This window comes from Cupriavidus sp. 10L45, from assembly GCF_056395225.1.
The window spans coordinates 160322-180601 of record NZ_JBFTJC010000010.1 but is presented as its reverse complement, the minus strand read 5'-3'; the positions used below and the strand labels follow the sequence as shown (position 1 = coordinate 180601).

Here is a 20280-nt window from a genome sequence, read left to right as displayed (position 1 = left end):
GCGCCATGGCATCGGTGTTCCACCGCGTCCCGCCCCTGCACCTGCTGATCGCGTTCGAGGCCGCCGCGCGGCTTGGCAGCTTCGCGCGTGCGGCGGAAGAACTGTCCGTCACGCCCAGCGCGGTCTCGCACCGCATCAAGAATCTGGAGGAATTATGGGGCGACGACCTGTTCGTGCGCTCCAACGCCGCGCTGCGGCTCACCGCCGCCGGCACGCGCTACCAGCGCAATGTGCAGGACGCGCTGAAGTCCCTCAACGAACTGGCCCGCCCCGAGTACAACAAGCTGCGCACGCGGCTGCGGGTGGCCATTCCGCCGACGTTCGGCCGGCAGCACCTGGTGCCGCGCCTGCCCGAGTTCGGCGCGCTCTACCCCCATATCGACCTGGAACTGCACCTGTCCGTGCCCTTCCTCGATGTGAAGGCCGAGGACACCGATGTCGAGATCCGCTACGGCACGGGACGCTATTCGGGCCTCAAAACCACGAAACTGCTAGTCGAACCGGTGTTTCCGGCGTGCGGGCGGGAGTACTACGAGCGGGTCAACGGGCGCGCCATCGCCAAGCCAGACGACCTGCACAACCTCGTGCTGCTGCGCAGTCCGCTGGAGCCGTGGCGGCCGTGGTTCGAGACCGCCGGGCTCGACTGGCCGGAGCCCCAGACCGGCCCGCAATTCAACGATATCGGCCTGATGCTGGAAGCCATCGTCTCGAACCAGGGCGTGGGACTGGTGCGCCAGCGCATGGCGCGCCAGTGGCTGGCCGCCGGACAGATGGTCAAGCTGCTCGATGTGGAATCGGTCTCGCCGCACGGCTACTACATCGTCGAGCGCGAGCAAGCGCCGCTCCAGCCAGAGGCGCGCTACTTCGTCGACTGGCTGCTCGGGCTGGACTGGTAGCGTCCGGGCCACTAGGCTGGAGAGAGAAGCGCGCGCCAGCCGGGCCGGGGCGCATGGCATGAGCAGTTTTGATCGGCTTGCCATGCCGAATTCACGTGGGCGAAGGCTCCCGTGGCAGGGGGCCTGCGCTATAGTCTGCCGTCCCGGCCGGGTGCGTGAAGCGATGCGCGGCGGCCGGCTCGTCAAGGAGTTGCCATGAACGCCCCGCAAGACGCCCACACCCTGGCCGGCGCTGCCACGCAGGCCGACGGCCCCCGCGCCGCGCTGCTGGCCGGCCTGGCCCGCATCCTCCCGCCTGCCGCCGTGCTCTGGAAGGCCGAGGACACCGTGCCGTACGAGTGCGATGGCCTGGCCGCCTACCGCCAGGTGCCCGACGCCGTGGTCCTGCCCGACACCGAGGAACAGGTCTGCGCCATCCTGCGCCTGTGCCACGAACTCGGGGTGCCGGTAGTGCCGCGCGGCTCCGGCACGAGCCTCTCGGGCGGGGCGATGCCCATCGCCGGCGGGCTGGTGCTGTCGCTGGCCAAGTTCAAGCGCATCCTCTCGGTCGATTCCTACTCGCGCACCGCCGTGGTCCAGCCCGGCGTGCGCAACCTCGCCATCTCCGAGGCCGCCGCGCCGCACAATCTCTATTACGCACCCGACCCGTCCTCGCAGATCGCCTGCTCCATCGGCGGCAACGTGGCCGAGAACTCGGGCGGCGTGCACTGCCTCAAGTACGGCCTCACCGTGCACAACGTGCTGCGCGTGCGCGCCGTGACGATGGAGGGCGATGTGGTGGTCTTCGGCTCCGAGGCGCCCGACGCGCCGGGCCTGGACCTGCTGGCCACGCTGATCGGCTCCGAGGGCATGCTGGCCGTCGCCACCGAGATCACGGTCCGGCTGATTCCCAAGCCGCAGCTCGCGCAGGTCATCATGGCCAGCTTCGACGATGTGGAAAAAGGCGGCAACGCCGTGGCCGACGTGATTGCCGCCGGCATCATCCCGGCCGGCCTGGAGATGATGGACAAGCCCGCCACGGCCGCCGTGGAGGAGTTCGTCAAGGCGGGCTACGACCTCGACGCCGCCGCCATCCTGCTGTGCGAATCGGACGGCACGCCCGAGGAAGTGGCCGAGGAGATCGAGCGGATGAGCGAGGTGCTGCGCCGCTCGGGCGCCACGCGGATCACGGTGTCGCAGAGCGAGGCCGAACGGCTGCGCTTCTGGAGCGGGCGCAAGAACGCCTTCCCGGCCGCCGGGCGCATCTCGCCCGACTACTACTGCATGGACGGCACGATCCCGCGCAAGCACATCGGCACGCTGCTCAAGCGGATCGAGGCGATGGAACGCAAGTACGCCTTGCGCTGCATCAACGTCTTCCATGCCGGCGATGGCAACATGCACCCGCTGATCCTGTTCAACGGCGAGGACCTCGACGAATGGCATCGCGCCGAACTGTTCGGTGCCGACATCCTGGAGTCCTGCGTGGAACTGGGCGGCACCGTCACCGGCGAGCACGGCGTGGGCGTGGAGAAGCTGAATTCGATGTGCGTGCAGTTCTCGCCGGCCGAGCGCGATGCGTTCTTCGGCGTGAAGGCCGCCTTCGACCCGGCCCGGCTGCTGAACCCGGACAAGGCCATCCCGACGCTGGCGCGCTGCGCCGAGTACGGCAAGATGCACGTCAGGCGCGGCCTGCTGCCGCATCCGGACCTGCCGCGCTTCTGAGCGCGGGCGGGTACCGGGCGGGCCACGCGCCCCACCGCTACCCGCTCACCATCGCCACCCATGCCCAACCCCAACACCCACCAACGGGACGCCCGCCAGGAGCGCTTCCTCAACGCGCGCACCCGGCAGCGCCTGGGCCAGCCCGAAGCCGGCTGGCGCCAGCGCTGGTACACGATCATCTTCGAGGCCGACACGCGCCAGGGGCGCCTGTTCGACATCGTGCTGCTGATCGCCATCGTGACCAGCGTGGCCATCGTGATGCTGGACAGCGTGCCGTCGATCAACGCGCGCGCCGGGCTGGCGTTCACGCTGCTGGAGTGGATGTTCACGCTGCTGTTCACGGCCGAGTACGTGATGCGGCTGCTGGTGGTGCGCCGGCCGCTGCGCTACGCGTTCAGCTTCTTCGGCATCATCGACTTCATCTCGATCATCCCGACCTGGGCCGCGTTCTTCGTGCCAGAACTGGCCTTCCTGATCGACGTGCGGCTGCTGCGGCTGCTGCGCGTGTTCCGGATCCTCAAGCTCACGGTCTATTTCGAGGAAGCCCAGATCCTGGCCATGGCGCTGTCCAACAGCCGCCGCAAGATTTTCGTGTTCCTGGGCACCGTGTTCATCATCACGATCATCCTCGGCACGATCATGTACGTGGTGGAAGGCCCGCGGCACGGCTTCACCAGCATCCCGGTCAGCATGTACTGGGCCATCGTCACGCTGACCACGACCGGCTTCGGCGACATCGTGCCGCGCACGCCCATCGGGCAGTTCATCACCTCGCTGACCATCCTGCTCGGCTACGGGATCATCGCCTTCCCGACCGGCATCGTCGGCGCGGAACTGGCGGCCAGCATCATCCGGCGGCCGCTGACCACGCGCTGTTGCGAGCACTGCCTGACCGAGGGGCACGACCCCGACGCGGGCTTCTGCAAGCATTGCGGGACGGTGCTGCCTCCCTATCAGGTCGAGAACCCGACGGGGTTCGAGGATCTCGGCGGCCCCGGCAAGACGCCGCCGCGCCAGCCCTGATTCGACGACAACCCAACAAAAAACGCCAAGGGTCCCCCATATGGAAGCCACACTCGACGCCTTTCGCGATGCCATCCGCCAGGCCGGCGACAGCCGCGCCCCGCTGCGCCTGCGCGGCGGCGGCAGCAAGGACTTCTACGGCCAGGCGCTGGTCGGCACCGTGCTCGACACGCGCCCGCACGCCGGCATCGTCGACTATGACCCGGCGGAGCTGGTGGTCACGGCACGCTGCGGCACGCCGCTGGCCGAGATCGAGACCGCGCTGGCCGAACGTCGCCAGATGCTGGCCTTCGAGGCGCCGCATTTCGCCGCGCCCGGCATCGCCACGCTGGGCGGCGCCGTGGCGGCCGGGCTGTCCGGCCCGCGCCGGCAGTCGGTGGGCGCGCTGCGCGATTTCGTGCTCGGTGTGCAGCTGATGGACGGGCGCGGCGAGGTGCTCAACTTCGGCGGGCAGGTGATGAAGAACGTGGCCGGCTATGACGTCTCGCGGCTGCTGACCGGCTCGCTCGGCACGCTCGGCCTGATCCTGGAGGTCTCGCTGAAGGTGCTGCCGATACCGTTCGACGACGCCACGCTCCGCTTTGCGCTGCCGCAGGCCGAAGCCATCGAGCGCCTGAACCGCTGGGGCGGCCAGCCGCTGCCGATCGCGGCGTCGGCGTGGCAGGACGGCGTGCTTGACGTGCGGCTCTCGGGCGCCACGGCGGCCGTGCGCGCCGCGTGCGAGAAGCTGGGCGGCGATCGCGTCGAGCCCGGCGAGGCGCTCGCGCTCTGGGCCGCGCTGCGCGAGCAGTCCCACCCCTTCTTCGCCCCGGCCCCCACCAAAGACGATGGTCGCGCGCTGTGGCGCATTGCCGTGCCGCCCATCGCCCCGCCGCTGGACCTGCCCGGCACGCAGCTTGTGGAATGGGGCGGCGGCCAGCGCTGGTGGCTGGCGCCCGAGGGCGACCCCGCCACGGTCTCGGCCGATTCGGTGCGCGCCATCGCCCAGGCTGCCGGCGGCCACGCCACGCTGTTCCGCAACGGCGACAAGGCAGTCGGCGTGTTCACGCCGCTGTCGGCCCCGCTGGCCGCCATCCACAAGCGGCTGAAGGCCACCTTCGACCCCGCCGGCATCTTCAATCCGCAGCGCCTGTACACCGGCCTCTGAGCCGCCCACCGCCCAAGCCCCCCGAACCATGCAAACCACACTGGCCGAATTCCTGCGCAACACGCCCGAAGGCGAAGAAGCCAAGTCCATCGTCGGCAAGTGCGTGCACTGCGGCTTCTGCACCGCCACTTGCCCCACCTACCAGTTGCTCGGCGATGAGCTGGACGGCCCGCGCGGCCGCATCTACCTGATGAAGCAGATGCTCGAGGGCCAGCCCGTGACGGAAAGCACGCGGCTGCACCTGGACCGCTGCCTGACCTGCCGCAACTGCGAATCGACCTGCCCGTCCGGCGTGAAGTACGGGCGGCTGGTCGATATCGGCCGGAAGGTGGTGGATGAGCGACTCGAGGCGCAAGGCATCCACCGCCCCGCAAAAGAGCGGATGGCGCGCTGGCTGCTGCGCGAGGGGCTGACCCGGCCGAAGCTGTTCGGCCCGGCGCTGAAGCTCGGCCAGATGATGCGTCCGATGCTGCCGGTGGCGCTGCGCAACAAGCTGCCGGCGATCACCTCGCCGACGGGGCCGTGGCCGCGCACCACGCACACCCGCAAGATGCTGCTGCTGGACGGCTGCGTGCAGCCGGCGATGTCGCCCAACATCAACGTGGCCACCGCGCGCGTGCTGGACAAGCTCGGCGTGCAACTGGTGGTGGCGAGCGAGGCCGGCTGCTGCGGCGCGATCCGCTTCCACACCGGCGACCACGACGGCGGGCTGGACAATATGCGCGCCAACATCGACGCCTGGTGGCCCTATATCGAATCCGGCGCGGAGGCCATCGTCATGACGGCCTCCGGCTGCGGCGTGATGGTGAAGGACTACGGCCACCTGCTGCGCCACGACCGCGCCTACGCGGAGCGCGCGGCACGGGTTTCGGCGATGACGCGCGACCTGTCCGAGATCCTGCCCGACTTCGCCGACGACCTGCACAAGCTGGCCGGCGCCGTGCCGCGCGAGGGCCGGCGCGTGGCTTACCATCCGCCCTGTACGCTTCAGCACGGCCAGCAGATCCGCGGCAAGGTGGAGGCGCTACTGACCGGCCTGGGCATCGAGGTGCGGCTCTGCGCCGACAGCCACCTGTGCTGCGGCTCGGCGGGTACGTACTCGGTGCTGCAGCCGGAGTTGTCCTATCCGCTGCGCGACGACAAGCTCGCCAAGCTCCAGGCCTCCTCGCCCGATGCCATCGTCTCGGCCAATATTGGCTGCATCACGCACCTGCAAAGCGGCACCGACACGCCGGTGATGCACTGGGTGGAACTGGTGGAGCGCATGGTCTGCGCGTAGGGAGTTCTCCCCTCGCCCGCTTGTTGGAGAGGGGTCGGGGGAGAGGGATTGAGCGAACTGCGCGGTGACGCTTCGTGGATGCGCCTGCCCTCTCCCCCAGCCCTCTCCCCCAGCCCTCTCCCAAAGGGAGAGGGGAGCAAAACACGGCCCGCGCCATCGGAGTACCATGTCGGCACATTTCGACCCTGATGCGCCCCCATGCTCCAGACGTTTGCCATCCTGCTGGTCTTCCAGACCGTGGGCGAGGTGATCAGCTACGCGCTGCGCCTGCCCGTGCCCGGTCCTGTGATCGGCATGCTCCTGCTGTTCGGCTGGCTGGTCTTCGACAACCGCCTGCTCCCCATCATCCAGAACACCACCAGCGAGCTGCTCAAGCACCTGTCGCTGCTGTTCGTGCCGGCCGGCGTCGGCATCATGGTCCACGCCAACCGGATTGGCGGCGAATGGATGCCGATTGTCGTCGCGCTGGTCATCTCCACCTGGCTGGCCATCGTCGTGACCGCGCTGGTCACCCGGGCGCTGATGCGCAAGCCGGCGCCGCCCCAGGCCGAAGCCGCCGAAGCTGCCGATAGCGGGGCGCAGCCATGATGTCGCCGCGTCTGAACGAGATCTGGGTCTACCTGTCGGCCAGCCCGCTGATCGGGCTCACCGCCACGCTGATCGCCTACGTCTTCGCGTTCCGGATCTACGAGCGCGCGCGGTACTCGCCGCTGGCCAACCCGGTGATGATCTCGGTGGCCATCCTCGTCACCGTGCTGACCGTGACCGGCACGCCGTACAAGACCTACTTCGACGGGGCGCAGTTCGTCCACTTCCTGCTCGGGCCGGCCACGGTGGCACTGGCGGTGCCGCTCTACACCCAGTTGCCGAAGCTGCGCGCGCACGTCTTCCCGCTGCTTTGCGGGCTGGTGGCGGGATCGCTGGTGGCCGTGGTGTCGGCGGTGGGCATCGCCTACGCGCTGGGGGCGTCGCCCGAGGTGGTGCGCTCGCTGGCGCCCAAGTCGGTCACGATCCCGATCGCCATGGGGGTGTCCGAGAAGATCGGCGGCCTGCCCTCGCTGACGGCCGTGCTGGTGATGGCCACCGGCATCATCGGCGCGGTCAGCACCACCGGCCTGCTCAACATGCTGCGCGTGCGCGACTACGTGATTCGCGGCTTCGCCACCGGCGTGGCGGCCCACGGCATCGGCACGGCGCGCGCGTTCCAGGTCAACCAGGAGGCCGGCGCCTTCGCCGCGCTGGGCATGGGCCTGAACGGCGTGCTGACCGCCATCGTGGTGCCGGTGCTGGCGGCATGGATGCCCCACTGACCGGGGCGGGTTCCCCTGCCACCCCTGACACCCTCCTGACAGTACGCTGTCAGGAGCCGGCGGGCATGATGCGCCCATCCGGCCCCCCGCCTCCTTCATTCTTCCCCAGCCCATGAGCCGCCGTGCCGACCGCCTCTTCCAGATCGTGCAGGTCCTGCGTGGCCGCCGGCTGACCACGGCGGCATTGCTGGCGCAGCGGCTGGGCGTGTCCGAGCGCACGGTCTACCGTGACATCCAGGCGCTGTCGCTGTCGGGGGTGCCGGTGGAGGGCGAGGCTGGCATCGGCTACCGGCTGCGGCCGGATTACGATGTGCCGCCGCTGATGTTCACCGCGATGGAAGTGGAAGCGATGGTCGCCGGCCTGCGCCTGCTCAAGGCCTGGGGCGGCGGCGCGCTGGCCGCGGCGGCGGATCCGGCGCTGGAGAAGCTGATGGCCGCCCTGCCGCCCCCGCGCCGCGTGGCGGCGCAGCAGAGCCGGATTTTCGCGCCCGAGTACCTCAACCATCCGGCCGTGCGCGAGGCCTTCGACACCGTGCATGGCGCCATTGGCGCGCAACGGCTGCTGCGGCTCGACTATATCGATGCCCAGCAGCGCGTCACCGAGCGCGTGGTGCAGCCGCTGGGGCTGTTCTTCTGGGGCAATGTCTGGCTGCTGGCGGCGTGGTGCACGGCGCGGTCCGACTATCGCAGCTTCCGGCTGGACCGCTGCCGCACCATCGAGATCCTCGACGAGCAATTCCACGAGACGCCGGACCGCTCGCTCAACGGCTTCCTGCGCGCGGTGCAGTCCGATATGCCGGGCTGAGGCCAGTCAGGCCCGGCTGACCCATCAGGCTGCCGGATCGCTCAGCAGCGTCTCGATATCCGCGCGGATGTCCTCGGGCTTGGTCGTCGGTGCGTAGCGCTTGAAGACCGTGCCATCGCGGCGCAGCAGGAACTTGGTGAAGTTCCACTTGATGCCCTGGGTGCCGAGCACGCCGGGCTTTTCCGAGGTCAGCCACTTGTAGAGCGGATGGGCACCGGCGCCGTTGACCTCGATCTTCTCGAACATCGGAAACTTGACCTGGAAGCGCGTCTCGCAGAACTGGCCGATCTGCGCCGCGTCGCCCGGCTCCTGCTTGCCGAACTGGTTGCAGGGGAAGCCGAGCACCGCCAGGCCGCGCGGCTCGTAGGCCTCGTGCAGCGCCTCCAGCCCGGCGTACTGGGGCGTGAAGCCGCACTCGCTGGCCGTGTTGACGATCAGCAGCACCTTGCCGTGGAAATCGGCCAGCGGCACCGGCTGGCCGGACAGGGACTTCGCTTCGAACTGGTAGACGTTGCTCATGGCGGCTCCGGAGAATGCATTGCAGACAACCGCGAGCATACCGCGCCCGCCGGTCGTCCGATCAAATGACGTTCAGGTGCTCGGTGCCGGCACCCAGGTCGGCGTCGCGGTGGCGGGCGCTGTGGAGCTTGATCATCAGGCGCAGGTCATTCAGCGAGTCGGCGTTCTTGAGCGCGTCCTCGTAGGCGATCTTCTCTTCCTCGTACAGTTCGAACAACGCCTGGTCGAAGGAGATCATGCCCTGCTCACGGGACTTCTTGATAACTTCCTTGAGCTCGTGGATCTCGCCCTTGAAGATCAGGTCGGCCACCAGCGGCGTTCCGATCATGATCTCCACGGCCGGCACGCGGCCCTTGCGGCCGGCGCGCGGCAGCAGCCGCTGCGAGATCATCGCCTTGAGGTTCAGCGACAGGTCGATCAGCAGCTGCTGGCGCTTCTCCTCGGGGAAGAAGTTGATGATCCGGTCGATGGCCTGGTTGGCGTTGTTGGCGTGCAGCGTGGCCAGGCACAGGTGGCCCGTCTCGGCGTACTGCATCGCGTATTCCATGGTGTCGCGGTCGCGGATTTCGCCGATCAGGATCACATCCGGCGCCTGGCGCAGGGTGTTCTTCAGCGCCACGTGCCACGACTCGGTGTCGATGCCGACCTCGCGCTGCGTGACGACGCAGTTCTGGTGCGCGTGCACGTACTCGATCGGGTCCTCGATCGTGATGATGTGGCCGTACGAGTGCGCGTTGCGGTGGTCGAGCATGGCCGCCAGCGAGGTGGACTTGCCCGAGCCCGTGGCGCCGGTCACGATTACCAGCCCGCGCTTGGCCATGACGATCTCATGGAGCGACGTGGGCAGGTCCAGGTCTTCCACCGACGGAATGCGCGTGTTGATCGTCCGCACCACCATGCCGGCCTTGCCCTGCTGGATGAAGGCCGAGACGCGGAAGCGCCCGGCGTTCGGCGCGGTAATCGCGAAGTTGCACTCGCGGCTTTCGTCGAATTCCTTCACCTGGCGCTCGTTCATGATCGAACGGACCAGGCCCAGCGCCTGCGCCGGGTTGAGCGGCTGCTGAGAGACGGGCGTGATCTTGCCGTCCACCTTGATGGCCGGCGGGAATTCGGACGTGATGAACAGGTCCGAGCCGCGGTTGTTGACCATCAGCTCCAGCAGGTCGTTGATGTACTTCGCGGCGGATTCGCGGTCGAGCATGGCGTCGGCCTCCCCTTAGCCCATGAAGGCGTCGGGATTCTTGGCAATCGCCCGCGCGTCGTTGTAGTTGATCATGCCACGCTTGATCAGGTCGCTCAGGCACTGGTCGAGCGTCTGCATGCCCATACCGCTCGACGTCTGCATCATCGAGTACATCTGCGCGATCTTGTTCTCGCGGATCAGGTGGCGGATGGCGGGCGTGGCGATCATGATCTCGTGCGCCGCGGTCCGGCCGTTGCCGTCGCGCGTCTTGAGCAGCGTCTGGGAGATCACGGCCTCGAGCGATTCCGACAGCATGGTCCGCACCATGTCCTTTTCCTCGGGCGGGAACACGTCCACGACCCGGTCGATGGTCTTGGCGGCGGAACTCGTGTGCAGCGTGGCGAAGACCAGGTGGCCGGTTTCGGCGGCGGTCAGCGCCAGCCGGATGGTTTCCAGGTCACGCAATTCGCCCACCAGGATCACATCCGGATCCTCACGCAGCGCCGAGCGCAGCGCGTTCGAGAACGAATGCGTGTGCGGGCCCAGTTCGCGCTGGTTGATCAGGCTTTTCTTGGAGGTGTGGACGAATTCGATCGGGTCTTCCACCGTGAGGATGTGACCCATGTCGTTGTCGTTGCGGTGATCGACCATGGCCGCCAGCGTGGTCGACTTGCCCGAGCCGGTCGGCCCGGTCACGAGCACGAGACCGCGTGGCTTGATGCAGAGGTCCGCGAACACGGCCGGTGCATGGAGGTCATCGAGCGTCAGGACTTTCGACGGAATGGTCCGGAACACGGCGGCGGAGCCGCGCTGCGTGGTGTAGGCATTGACCCGGAACCGTGACAGGCCGGCAATCTCGAACGAGAAGTCGACCTCGAGGCGTTCTTCGTAGCTCTTGCGCTGAACGTCGCTCATGATGTCGTACACCATGGCGTGGACGTCCTTGTGGCCCATGGCCGCCACGTTGATCCGCCGCATATCCCCGTGAATACGCACCATCGGCGGCATGTCTGCCGAGAGGTGGAGATCGGATGCCTTGTTCTTGACCGCAAAAGCCAATAGCTGCGCGATGTCCATCTATAATGACCCCACCCTAATATACGACTTGTTGTTGTGTACTTCTTTGGTATGTCCGCCGGATTATGTCTGTAATCGCCGCCAACTTGCAAGCCGTGCTAAATGACATCGCGGCGGCTGCACAACAAGCCGGCAGGGACCCGTCCGCGGTCACCCTGCTGGCCGTCTCCAAGACCGTCGCGCCGGCCACCGTGCGGGCGGCTTTCCAGGCCGGGCAGGCCGCTTTCGGGGAAAACTACGTCCAGGAAGGCCTCGACAAGATCGCCGCCCTGGCCGACCTGCGCGACCGGATCGCCTGGCATTTCATCGGCCCGCTGCAAAGTAACAAGACCCGGCCGGTGGCCGAGCAGTTCGACTGGGTCCACGCCATCGACCGGCTGAAGATCGCCGAGCGGCTGTCGGCCCAGCGGCCGGTGGGCATGGCGCCGCTCCAGGTCTGCATCCAGGTCAATATCAGCGAAGAGGCCAGCAAGAGCGGCGTGGCGCCGGCCGAGGTACTGCCGCTGGCGCAGGCCATCGCCGCCCTGCCGAACCTGCGGCTGCGCGGGCTGATGGCGATTCCGGCGCCGGCCGACGACCCGGAGGCCCAGCGCCGGCCGTTCGCGGCGCTGCGCGGGTTGCTTGATCAACTCCGGCAATCCGGTCTACACGTAGACACGCTCTCGATGGGCATGTCCGCGGACATGGGCGCGGCCATCACCGAGGGCGCCACACTGGTGCGCATCGGCACCGCGATTTTCGGCGCGCGCGCCTGACGGCGCAGCGCCCCCCCACCCACAAGAACGCCGGGCGACACGCATCGACCCGGCAACATTCGGAAAAGACAAGGAAAGACATGCTCGATACGCTCACCTTCGGCTTCCTCGGCGGCGGCAACATGGCCTCCGCCCTGATCGGCGGCCTGGTGGCCCGCGGCGTGCCCGCGCGCGCCATTTGCGTCATCGATCCGTCGGACGATGCCCGCCAGCGGCTGGAACAGACGCTCGGCGTCCGGACCCAGGCCGCGCCGGACGCCCGCTTCGGCGCCAGCCACGTCATCGTGCTGGCGGTCAAGCCGCAGCAGTTCCGCGACGCCGTGGCGCCGCTCGTGCCGCATCTGGGCGCCAGCCAGGGCAATCTGATCATCAGCGTGGCGGCCGGCATCCGGCTCCAGGACATGGGCCGCTGGCTGGGCACCTCGCGCCTGGTACGGGCGATGCCCAACACCCCGGCGCTGGCCGGCATGGGCATGACCGGCCTGGCCGCCGCGCCGGGCCTGAGCAAGGCGGACCGCGCCATCGCCACGGCTGTGGCGCAAGCCGTGGGCCAGTGCGTCTGGGTCGATGACGACAACCAGATCGACGCCGTGACGGCCCTCTCGGGCAGCGGCCCGGCCTACGTCTTCTACTTCATCGAAGCCATGGAGCGCGCGGCGAAGGAGATGGGCCTGACCGCCGAACAGGGCCGCCAGCTGGGCGTGGAGACGTTCCGGGGCGCGGCCGCGCTAGCTGCCGAGTCGTCGGAGCCGGTGTCCCTGCTGCGCGAGCGCGTGACATCGAAGGGCGGCACGACCTACGCGGCGCTGACGTCGATGGACGCGGACAAGATGCAGGACGCCTTCGTCCGCGCCATGCACGCGGCGGCGGCCCGGGGCCGCGAGATGGGCGCCGAGTTCGGCAAGGACTGAGGAATAGTCCGGGCGGGAGTCCGGACCAACGCTGAACGGCCGCTTACTTCAGCCAGTAGGCGAGCGCCGTTCCTGCGAACACCACCCCGCCCAGCCAGTTGTTGTGCCGGAACGCCGCGAAGCACTTCATGCGGTCGCGGTCACGGATCAGCGTGTAGTGGTAGCCGGCCAGACCGGCCGCCCCCACCAGCCCGGCGTAATACGGCCAGCCCAGCCCCAGCAGCGCGCCAGCCCAGGCCATCAGGCCCAGGAAGCCGGCGTAGCAGAGCATGATCGCCGCCACGTCGAAGCGACCGAAGGTGATCGCCGAGGTCTTGATGCCGATCAGCAGGTCGTCGTCACGGTCGACCATCGCATAGGCGGTGTCGTAGGCCACGGACCAGAAGACGTTGGCCAGCAGCATCAGCCACGCCACGGGGGGCACCTCCCCCTGCACCGCCGCGAACGCCATCGGAATCCCAAACCCGAAGGCAATGCCGAGGTAGGCCTGCGGAATCGCGAAGAATCGCTTGAAGAACGGATAGGTGCCGGCTACCACGGCCGCCACCACGGCCAGCGCCTTGGTCAGCCCGTTCAGCGGCAGGATCAGCGCGAACGCCGCCAGCGCCAGCACGGCGGCCACCACCAGCGCCTCCCAGCCGGCGATGTAGCCAGCGGTCAGCGGCCGCTCCTTGGTGCGCTTCACATGCTTGTCGAAGTCACGGTCGGCCCAGTCGTTCATGGCGCAGCCCGACGAGCGCATCAGGAACGTGCCGACGAAGAAAATCCAGAAAATACCCCAGGCGGGCGGCCCTTCGGCAGCCATCCACAGCGCCCACAGCGTGGGCCACAGCAGCAGCAGGGTACCGATGGGCTTGTCGATCCGCACCAGCCGCGCGTAGAGCGCGAGGCGTCCGGGACGGCGGGGTTGCGGCGGGGCGGCGGAATGTTCGGACATGGGGACTGCGTTCACTTCTGGCGAGACAAAACAAAAAACGCGTCGCGGCGTGGATAGCCGTGACGCGTTGTGCGCTGGTCAGACAGACTCAGGCCAGCATCGCGCGCAGCATCCACGCGGTCTTTTCGTGCGTCTGCATGCGCTGGGTCAGCAGGTCGGCCGAGGGCTCGTCGCCCGCTGCATCGATGGCCGGGAACAGCGAGCGCGCGGTGCGCACCACGGCTTCCTGGCCTTCCACCAGCTTGCGGATCATCTCGGTCGCGTCGGGCACGCCTTCTTCCTCGGCGATCGACGACAGCTTCGCGTACTCCTTGTACGTGCCCGGTGCCGGGTAGCCCAGCGCGCGGATCCGCTCGGCGATGGCGTCCACGGCCAGCGCCAGCTCGGTGTACTGCGTCTCGAACATCGTATGCAGCGTGTTGAACATCGGCCCCGTCACGTTCCAGTGGAAGTTGTGGGTCTTGAGGTAGAGGGTGTAGGTATCCGCCAGCAGCTTGGACAGGCCTTCCGCAATCTTCTTGCGGTCCTTGTCGGACATGCCGATGTTCACGCTCATCTCATTCTTCTTTGCCATGGTCGTTCAGCTCCGTTTGTAGCCACGAGGAATCCAGCCCACGCCATTCAGATTGTCGGGGGGCAGTCGGCGGCCATTATCGCATTAGCTTTATGTGCCGAGGAAGGCAAAACCCTGCGCCGCGTGGAAGAACATCGCCATCGCACCCAGCGCGACGATGGCCATGCCGATCTCCTTGCGCACCACCTTGCGGCGCAGGCGGCTGGCCTCCTCGGTGCGCGGACCCTCGTCGGCGGCCGTGCGCAGTTGCTGGAATTCGGTCACGAACAGGTCGAGCATCGTCATGGTGTTTCTCCGCTTCAGTCGGTGGATGCCCCGCAGGCGGGGTGTCGATGAGTGAAGTATAGGAAAATCTATCGAACTTCACATTCGATAATATCAACCTATTGCATAGCGATTGGCTATGTCTCGATGCGGCGCAAACAAAAACGGCAGGGAAGCGCCCCTGCCGTGATCGATGTCGACGTGGATGTCGTGAGAATCCGCTCAGGCGGCCACCGCTTCCACGGACGCCGCGTCGCCAATCCGGCTCACGCCGGCCAGGTCGCACGCCGCCACCGCATTGGCCAGCGCCTCCATGGCGGGCAGGCGCGTGAAGCTCTTGCGCCACGCCAGCACCACGCGGCGGTCCGGCACCGGATCGGCGAAGGGCACGTAGGCGAGCATGTCGTTGCGCGGCTTCAGGTCGGGCACCGAGGTGCGCGGCAGCACGGTAATGCCCACGCCGCTGGCCACCATATGGCGAATCGTCTCAAGCGACGACCCTTCGAAGGTCTTCTGGATGCCGTCGGCGGCCTGCGAGAAGCGCGACAGCTCCGGGCACACGCCCAGCACGTGGTCGCGGAAGCAGTGCCCGCTGCCCAGCAGCAGCATGGTCTGCTGCTTGAGTTCGTCCGGATCGACACTGCGCTGCTCGGCCAGTTGATGGCCGCGCGGCACGGCCACCACGAAGGGCTCGTCGTACAGCGGGCGCACGGTCAGGCCCGAATCCGGGAACGGCTCGGCCATGATCGCGCAGTCGATCTCGCCCTGCTTGAGCAGTTCGATCAGCTTGTTCGTATAGTTTTCCTGCAGCATCAGCGGCATCTGCGGCACCGTGCCGATCATCTGCTTGACCAGCATCGGCAACAGGTACGGCCCGATCGTATAGATCACGCCCACGCGCAGCGGCCCGGCCAGCGGGTCCTTGCCCTGCTTGGCGATCTCGCGGATGGCCATGGTCTGCTCCAGCACGCGCTGGGCCTGGGCCACGATCTGCTCGCCAATGGCCGTCACCGACACCTCGGAGGTGCCGCGCTCGAAGATCTGCACGGTCAGCTCGTCTTCCAGCTTCTTGATGGCCACCGACAGCGTCGGCTGCGAAACGAAGCACGCCTCGGCCGCCCGGCCGAAATGGCGCTCGCGCGCCACGGCGACGATGTACTTGAGTTCGGTGAGCGTCATGACTTATCAGGTTCGGTTAGGCGATAGATTTTAACTTCGATTGTGCCTTCTGTCAGATCGGCACTGTAATGTATCGTCTTAGGCACATATAAGACTTGTCTTACGCGCCGTCACGCCTTCAAAAAGTGCTCCCGCCCCCCCAGCCAGCGCAGAAGATGCGCTTCCACGGCCTCGGGGAAGCGCGCCAGCATCAGTTCGGCAGCTTCCTGGGCATAGTCCACCAGCCAGGCATCGGTGTTGAGGTCGGCAAAGCGCAGCATGGCCTCGCCCGACTGGCGCGCGCCCAGGAATTCGCCGGGGCCGCGGATCTGGAGGTCGCGCCGGGCGATCTCGAAGCCATCGGTGGTCTCACGCATCGTGGCCAGCCGCTCGCGCGCCGTGGGCGAGAGCGGCGCCTGATACATCAGCAGGCAGACCGATTCCGCGCTGCCCCGCCCCACGCGCCCGCGCAGCTGGTGCAGCTGGGCCAGGCCGAAGCGCTCGGCATGCTCGATCACCATCAGCGAGGCGTTCGGCACATCCACCCCCACCTCGATCACCGTGGTCGCCACCAGCACCTGGAGCCGGTTGGCGCTGAAATCGCCCATGACCGCAGCCTTCTCGGCGGGCGGCAGGCGGCCGTGGACCAGCCCCACGCGCAGGTCCGGCAGCGCGGCGATTAGCGTTTCATACGTCTCGACGGCAGTCTGTAGCTGGAGCGCCTCCGATTCCTCGATCAGCGGGCACACCCAGTAGACCTGGCGGCCCTCGGCGGCGGCGTGGTGCACGCGTTCGATCACCTCGTCGCGCCGCGCGTCGTTGACGAGCCGGGTCACGATTGGCGTGCGGCCCGGCGGCAGTTCGTCGATCACGGACACATCGAGGTCGGCGTAGTAGGTCATGGCCAGCGTGCGCGGGATCGGCGTGGCCGACATCATCAGTTGATGCGGAACCTTGTCCGGCGCGGCTTTCGTGTCCGCCTCCCCCGCCTTGCCGCGCAGCGCCAGCCGCTGCGCCACGCCGAAGCGGTGCTGTTCATCGACCACGGACAGCCCGAGCCGCGCAAAGCGCACGGTGTCCTGGATCAGCGCGTGGGTGCCGATGACCAGCTGCGCCTCGCCCGATTCCACGCGCGCAGCGGCCTCGCGCTTCTCCTTCGCCTTGAGGCTGCCGGCCAGCCAGACCACGGGCACGCCCAGCGGCTCCAGCCACGCGGAAAGCTTGCGGAAGTGTTGCTCGGCGAGGATTTCAGTGGGTGCCATCAGGGCGGCCTGATAACCGGCGTCGATGGCCTGGCAGGCGGCCAGCGCGGCCACGATGGTCTTGCCGCTGCCCACGTCGCCCTGGAGCAGGCGGTGCATCGGGTGCGGGCGCGTCATGTCGGCGGCAATCTCCTCCACCACGCGCTCCTGCGCCCCGGTCAGCCGGAACGGCAGCGCGGCCAGGAAGCGCGTGAGCAGCCCGTCCGCGTGGCGCGGCATCGACGGCGCGTTCTTCTCGCGCCGCGCGGCCTGCGAGCGCCGCAGCGAGATCTGCTGGGCCAGCAATTCGTCGAATTTGATCCGCTGCCAGGCCGGGTGCGAGCGGTCCGCCAGCGCGGCCTCGCTCTCCTGCGGCGGCGGGTTGTGCAGCAGGCGCAGGCAATCGGCCAGCGGCGCCAGCTTTAGCTGGGCAACCGGGCCCTGCAGCACGGCCTGCGGCAGCGTCTCGGGCATCGGCGTGCGGGACATCGCCCCGCCAATCGCCTTGCACAGATAGGCTTGCGAGATGCCGGCCGTGGCGGGATAGACCGGGGTCAGGCGGTCTGGCAGGGCCTCGCCGGGCACCACGGGGCGCACCTGCGGGTGGACCATCTCGGCGCCGAAGAAGCCGCCGCGGATCTCGCCGCGCACGCGCAGGCGCACGCCTTCGGCCATCTGCTTGGTCTGGCTGCCATAGAAATTGAGAAAGCGGAGCGTCAGCTCGCCGGTGTCGTCGGCGATCTTGACCACCAGCTGGCGGCGCGGCCGGAAGGTAACCTCGTTCGAGATGACCTCGCCCTCCACCTGCGCGGCCAGGCCCATGCCGGCGCGGCGGATGGCCTCGCCGATGGTTTCCAGCGCGGTTTCGTCCTCGTAGCGCATGGGCAGGTGCAGCACGAGGTCCACCGGGCGGCGCAGCCCCAGCTTGGCCAGGCGGGCCACGGCCGACGACGGCTTGGCCGGCGCGGCCGGCTTGCCCTTCGGGGCGCGCTCGACGGACGTGTCGTTGCGGTCGCTGGGTTCGCTGTTTTCGCTATCGTCGCGACGGTCGAGGGAGTCGGTGGCGGTGCCTGGCATCAGCGCGTGAATATGGGCGGTAAACGGGGGACTGGCCGATGCGCGGACGTCCCAAGCCTTACAATGTCGGATTCGCCGATTGTACCCATGCCTGTGACGACGCCCCAACCCGGTGCCGCCACCCGCTTGCCGTGCCCGCTATTCTGAAGCAATGTTGACGCTATCCGACTTCGATTTTCCCCTGCCGCCCGAGCTGATCGCGCAATCCGCCCTGCCCGACCGCAGCGCCAGCCGCCTGCTCGTGGTGGAGCGGACCGCGCCGGAAGACCGTGCCGACGCCGTGCGCTTGGTCGACCGCGCGTTCAGCGACATCCTGGACTACCTCGGTCCCAACGACCTGCTGGTCTTCAACGACACCCGCGTGATCAAGGCGCGCTTCTTCGGCCAGAAGCCGAGCGGCGGCCGGGTAGAGGTGCTGGTGGAGCGCGTGGTCGACAGCCATACGGTGCTGGCGCAGGTGCGCGCGTCGAAAACGCCCGCTGAGGGCAGCCAACTGCACTTGGCCGACGATGCCTTCGCCGTGACGGTGGGGCCGCGCGTCGACCAGTTCTTCACGCTGCGCTTTCCCGCGCCCGCGCTGGACCTGATCGAGCAATACGGCCGCCTGCCGCTGCCGCCCTACATCACGCACGATCCCGACGCCTACGACGAAACCCGCTACCAGACCGTCTATGCCCGCAACCCGGGCGCCGTGGCGGCGCCGACGGCCGGGCTCCATTTCGACGACGCGCTGTTCGCGCGGCTCGATGCCAAGGGCGTGCGCCGCGCGTTCCTGACGCTGCACGTGGGCGCCGGCACGTTCCAGCCGGTGCGGACGGAGAACCTCGCCGAACACAAGATGCACGCGGAGTGGTACGCCATCACGCCCGAACTGGCCGAGGCGGTGCGCGAGACCCGCGCGCGCGGCGGCCGGGTGATCGCCGTGGGCACCACCTCGCTGCGCGCGCTCGAATCCGCCGCGGCGGCGGACGGCACGCTGGCCCCGCACAGCGGCGACACCGACATCTTCATCACGCCGGGGTACCGCTTCCGGCTGGTCGATGCCCTGATCACCAACTTCCACCTGCCCAAGTCCACGCTGCTGATGCTGGTCTCGGCGCTGGCCGGCGTGGAGGCCATCCGCGCCACCTATCGCCACGCCGTGGATCAACGCTACCGCTTCTTCAGCTACGGCGACGCCATGCTGTTGACCCGCCTGGACTGACCTGAGACCCGCCAAATGCTCGATTTCGAACTGCTGACCACCGATGGCAACGCCCGCCGCGGCCGCGTCACCCTGAACCACGGCGTCGTGGAGACGCCCATCTTCATGCCCGTGGGCACCTATGGCTCGGTCAAGGCCATGTCGCCGCTCGAACTGAACGAGATCGGCGCGCAGATCATCCTCGGCAACACCTTCCACCTGTGGCTGCGCCCCGGGCTGGACGTGGTGGAGGCGCATGAGGGCCTGCATCGCTTTGTCGGCTGGGACAAGCCCATCCTGACCGATTCAGGCGGTTTTCAGGTGTTTTCACTCGGAGAACTACGCAAGATCACCGAAGATGGGGTCACGTTCGCGTCGCCGGTGAATGGCGACAAGCTGTTCCTGTCGCCCGAGATCTCGATGCAGATCCAGCGCACGCTGAACTCGGACATCGTCATGCAGTTCGATGAGTGCACGCCTTATGAGATCGATGGCCGCCCCGCCACGCACGACGAGGCCGCGCGCTCGATGCGCATGAGCCTGCGCTGGGCCAAGCGCTCGCGCGACGAGTTCGAGCGGCTGGACAACCCGAACGCGCTGTTCGGCATCGTCCAGGGCGGCATGTTCGAGGATCTGCGCGACGAGTCGCTGGCCGGGCTGTCCGAGTTGGACTTCCACGGCTACGCCATCGGCGGGCTGTCCGTGGGCGAGCCCAAGGAAGACATGATGCGCGTGCTGGAACACGTGGGCCCCCGCCTGCCGGCCAACAAGCCGCACTACCTGATGGGCGTGGGCACGCCGGAAGACCTGGTGGCCGGCGTGGCCTCGGGCGTGGACATGTTCGACTGCGTGATGCCGACCCGCAACGCCCGCAACGGCTGGCTGTTCACCCGCTTTGGCGACGTGAAAATCCGCAACGCGGCCCACCGCAACGACCCGCGCCCGCTGGACGAGACCTGCGGCTGCTACACCTGCCGCAATTTCTCGCGCGCCTACCTGCACCACCTGCACCGCGTGGGCGAAATCCTCGGCGCGCGCCTGAACACGATCCACAACCTCTATTACTACCTGGAACTGATGCGCGAGATGCGCACGGCTATCGAGGAGCACCGCTTCGAGCCGTTCCGGCGCCAGTTCGCCGAGCACCGCGCGCGCGGGACCAAGTAGGCGCCGCTTGAGAATGTTCTGAAAACCAGACAACCGAATGAACTTCGGGCGGTGGCATGGTCGAATGTTG

Annotated in this window: 20 protein-coding genes; 12 read left to right on the top strand and 8 right to left on the bottom strand. The window is 67.9% G+C overall.

Going from position 1 to position 20280, the window contains the following annotated elements; all coding sequences use genetic code 11:
* Positions 1-5: 5 nt before the first annotated feature.
* The 8 genes from AC1DFU_RS19155 to AC1DFU_RS19120 all read left to right on the top strand — a co-directional run bounded on the left by AC1DFU_RS19155 (position 6) and on the right by AC1DFU_RS19120 (position 8164).
* Entirely contained in the window at positions 6-896 is an 891-nt protein-coding gene (locus AC1DFU_RS19155; RefSeq protein ID WP_092298918.1) for a LysR substrate-binding domain-containing protein, read from the top strand.
* Positions 897-1091: 195 nt separating this feature from the next.
* Positions 1092-2600: an FAD-linked oxidase C-terminal domain-containing protein gene (locus AC1DFU_RS19150; protein WP_092298915.1), complete on the top strand. Its 1509-nt coding sequence runs from the start codon at positions 1092-1094 to the stop codon at positions 2598-2600.
* A gap of 60 nt (positions 2601-2660) precedes the next feature.
* Positions 2661-3623, top strand: coding sequence for an ion transporter (locus AC1DFU_RS19145; protein ID WP_092298912.1), 963 nt, complete (start codon positions 2661-2663; stop codon positions 3621-3623).
* 40 nt (positions 3624-3663) lie between these two features.
* Complete coding sequence (gene glcE, locus AC1DFU_RS19140) at positions 3664-4770, top strand: glycolate oxidase subunit GlcE (RefSeq protein WP_441592279.1); 1107 nt, start codon at positions 3664-3666, stop codon at positions 4768-4770.
* 28 nt (positions 4771-4798) lie between these two features.
* Positions 4799-6049: a glycolate oxidase subunit GlcF gene (gene glcF / locus AC1DFU_RS19135; RefSeq protein WP_092298905.1), complete on the top strand. Its 1251-nt coding sequence runs from the start codon at positions 4799-4801 to the stop codon at positions 6047-6049.
* Between the two features lie 198 nt (positions 6050-6247).
* Complete coding sequence (locus AC1DFU_RS19130; RefSeq protein ID WP_092298902.1) at positions 6248-6637, top strand: CidA/LrgA family protein; 390 nt, start codon at positions 6248-6250, stop codon at positions 6635-6637.
* The gene (locus AC1DFU_RS19125) at positions 6634-7359 is read left to right on the top strand and encodes an LrgB family protein (protein WP_092298899.1); all 726 of its coding nucleotides are present in this window, start codon (positions 6634-6636) and stop codon (positions 7357-7359) included. Before AC1DFU_RS19130 ends, AC1DFU_RS19125 begins: the two co-directional genes overlap by 4 nt.
* Positions 7360-7471: 112 nt before the next feature.
* A complete protein-coding gene (locus tag AC1DFU_RS19120; RefSeq protein WP_092298896.1) occupies positions 7472-8164 on the top strand; it encodes a helix-turn-helix transcriptional regulator in 693 nt (230 codons plus the stop codon).
* 24 nt (positions 8165-8188) lie between these two features.
* Here AC1DFU_RS19120 and AC1DFU_RS19115 read toward each other — a convergent pair whose 3' ends face one another.
* The 3 genes from AC1DFU_RS19115 to AC1DFU_RS19105 all read right to left on the bottom strand — a co-directional run bounded on the left by AC1DFU_RS19115 (position 8189) and on the right by AC1DFU_RS19105 (position 10943).
* Positions 8189-8683 (bottom strand): glutathione peroxidase, encoded by a 495-nt coding sequence (locus tag AC1DFU_RS19115; protein ID WP_092298893.1) that lies wholly within the window; start codon positions 8681-8683, stop codon positions 8189-8191.
* 61 nt (positions 8684-8744) lie between these two features.
* A complete protein-coding gene (locus AC1DFU_RS19110; protein ID WP_092298890.1) occupies positions 8745-9884 on the bottom strand; it encodes a PilT/PilU family type 4a pilus ATPase in 1140 nt (379 codons plus the stop codon).
* Between the two features lie 15 nt (positions 9885-9899).
* The gene (locus AC1DFU_RS19105) at positions 9900-10943 is read right to left on the bottom strand and encodes a type IV pilus twitching motility protein PilT (RefSeq protein WP_092298887.1); all 1044 of its coding nucleotides are present in this window, start codon (positions 10941-10943) and stop codon (positions 9900-9902) included.
* A 65-nt stretch (positions 10944-11008) separates the two neighbouring features.
* Here AC1DFU_RS19105 and AC1DFU_RS19100 point away from each other — a divergent pair, with 65 nt between their 5' ends.
* Both AC1DFU_RS19100 and proC read left to right on the top strand, forming a co-directional pair.
* Positions 11009-11698, top strand: a complete 690-nt coding sequence (locus tag AC1DFU_RS19100; protein WP_092298884.1) for a YggS family pyridoxal phosphate-dependent enzyme — start codon at positions 11009-11011, stop codon at positions 11696-11698.
* Between the two features lie 80 nt (positions 11699-11778).
* On the top strand, positions 11779-12609 hold the full coding sequence (proC, locus tag AC1DFU_RS19095) for a pyrroline-5-carboxylate reductase (RefSeq protein ID WP_092298881.1): 831 nt from the start codon (positions 11779-11781) through the stop codon (positions 12607-12609).
* Positions 12610-12652: 43 nt separating this feature from the next.
* Here the strand turns inward: proC and ubiA are convergent, their stop codons facing one another.
* The 5 genes from ubiA to recG form a co-directional block, all read right to left on the bottom strand.
* Entirely contained in the window at positions 12653-13546 is an 894-nt protein-coding gene (gene ubiA / locus AC1DFU_RS19090) for a 4-hydroxybenzoate octaprenyltransferase (RefSeq protein ID WP_092298878.1), read from the bottom strand.
* A gap of 88 nt (positions 13547-13634) precedes the next feature.
* Positions 13635-14120, bottom strand: a complete 486-nt coding sequence (locus tag AC1DFU_RS19085) for a Dps family protein (RefSeq protein WP_092298875.1) — start codon at positions 14118-14120, stop codon at positions 13635-13637.
* Between the two features lie 90 nt (positions 14121-14210).
* Entirely contained in the window at positions 14211-14405 is a 195-nt protein-coding gene (locus AC1DFU_RS19080; protein ID WP_092298872.1) for a hypothetical protein, read from the bottom strand.
* Between the two features lie 201 nt (positions 14406-14606).
* Complete coding sequence (locus AC1DFU_RS19075; protein WP_092298869.1) at positions 14607-15563, bottom strand: LysR substrate-binding domain-containing protein; 957 nt, start codon at positions 15561-15563, stop codon at positions 14607-14609.
* Between the two features lie 110 nt (positions 15564-15673).
* Complete coding sequence (recG, locus tag AC1DFU_RS19070) at positions 15674-17860, bottom strand: ATP-dependent DNA helicase RecG (RefSeq protein ID WP_477159815.1); 2187 nt, start codon at positions 17858-17860, stop codon at positions 15674-15676.
* Positions 17861-18011: 151 nt separating this feature from the next.
* Between recG and queA the strand changes: the two genes are divergently transcribed.
* Together queA and tgt are read left to right on the top strand one after the other, a co-directional pair.
* Entirely contained in the window at positions 18012-19064 is a 1053-nt protein-coding gene (queA, locus tag AC1DFU_RS19065) for a tRNA preQ1(34) S-adenosylmethionine ribosyltransferase-isomerase QueA (RefSeq protein ID WP_441592274.1), read from the top strand.
* A gap of 15 nt (positions 19065-19079) precedes the next feature.
* Complete coding sequence (gene tgt, locus AC1DFU_RS19060) at positions 19080-20210, top strand: tRNA guanosine(34) transglycosylase Tgt (RefSeq protein WP_092298860.1); 1131 nt, start codon at positions 19080-19082, stop codon at positions 20208-20210.
* Positions 20211-20280: the final 70 nt, after the last annotated feature.

Excerpts from the sequence above, each read along its gene's own strand:
- AC1DFU_RS19105 (WP_092298887.1), bottom strand. The coding sequence starts at position 10,943 with ATGGACATCGCGCAGCTATTGGCTTTTGCGGTCAAGAACAAGGCATCC.
- AC1DFU_RS19145 (WP_092298912.1), top strand. The coding sequence starts at position 2,661 with ATGCCCAACCCCAACACCCACCAACGGGACGCCCGCCAGGAGCGCTTC.
- AC1DFU_RS19085 (WP_092298875.1), bottom strand. The coding sequence starts at position 14,120 with ATGGCAAAGAAGAATGAGATGAGCGTGAACATCGGCATGTCCGACAAG.
- AC1DFU_RS19155 (WP_092298918.1), top strand. The coding sequence starts at position 6 with ATGGCATCGGTGTTCCACCGCGTCCCGCCCCTGCACCTGCTGATCGCG.
- proC (WP_092298881.1), top strand. The coding sequence starts at position 11,779 with ATGCTCGATACGCTCACCTTCGGCTTCCTCGGCGGCGGCAACATGGCC.
- ubiA (WP_092298878.1), bottom strand. The coding sequence starts at position 13,546 with ATGTCCGAACATTCCGCCGCCCCGCCGCAACCCCGCCGTCCCGGACGC.
- glcE (WP_441592279.1), top strand. The coding sequence starts at position 3,664 with ATGGAAGCCACACTCGACGCCTTTCGCGATGCCATCCGCCAGGCCGGC.
- glcF (WP_092298905.1), top strand. The coding sequence starts at position 4,799 with ATGCAAACCACACTGGCCGAATTCCTGCGCAACACGCCCGAAGGCGAA.
- AC1DFU_RS19110 (WP_092298890.1), bottom strand. The coding sequence starts at position 9,884 with ATGCTCGACCGCGAATCCGCCGCGAAGTACATCAACGACCTGCTGGAG.
- tgt (WP_092298860.1), top strand. The coding sequence starts at position 19,080 with ATGCTCGATTTCGAACTGCTGACCACCGATGGCAACGCCCGCCGCGGC.
- AC1DFU_RS19075 (WP_092298869.1), bottom strand. The coding sequence starts at position 15,563 with ATGACGCTCACCGAACTCAAGTACATCGTCGCCGTGGCGCGCGAGCGC.
- AC1DFU_RS19120 (WP_092298896.1), top strand. The coding sequence starts at position 7,472 with ATGAGCCGCCGTGCCGACCGCCTCTTCCAGATCGTGCAGGTCCTGCGT.
- AC1DFU_RS19130 (WP_092298902.1), top strand. The coding sequence starts at position 6,248 with ATGCTCCAGACGTTTGCCATCCTGCTGGTCTTCCAGACCGTGGGCGAG.
- AC1DFU_RS19100 (WP_092298884.1), top strand. The coding sequence starts at position 11,009 with ATGTCTGTAATCGCCGCCAACTTGCAAGCCGTGCTAAATGACATCGCG.
- AC1DFU_RS19115 (WP_092298893.1), bottom strand. The coding sequence starts at position 8,683 with ATGAGCAACGTCTACCAGTTCGAAGCGAAGTCCCTGTCCGGCCAGCCG.
- AC1DFU_RS19150 (WP_092298915.1), top strand. The coding sequence starts at position 1,092 with ATGAACGCCCCGCAAGACGCCCACACCCTGGCCGGCGCTGCCACGCAG.
- AC1DFU_RS19080 (WP_092298872.1), bottom strand. The coding sequence starts at position 14,405 with ATGACGATGCTCGACCTGTTCGTGACCGAATTCCAGCAACTGCGCACG.
- queA (WP_441592274.1), top strand. The coding sequence starts at position 18,012 with ATGTTGACGCTATCCGACTTCGATTTTCCCCTGCCGCCCGAGCTGATC.
- AC1DFU_RS19125 (WP_092298899.1), top strand. The coding sequence starts at position 6,634 with ATGATGTCGCCGCGTCTGAACGAGATCTGGGTCTACCTGTCGGCCAGC.
- recG (WP_477159815.1), bottom strand. The coding sequence starts at position 17,860 with ATGCCAGGCACCGCCACCGACTCCCTCGACCGTCGCGACGATAGCGAA.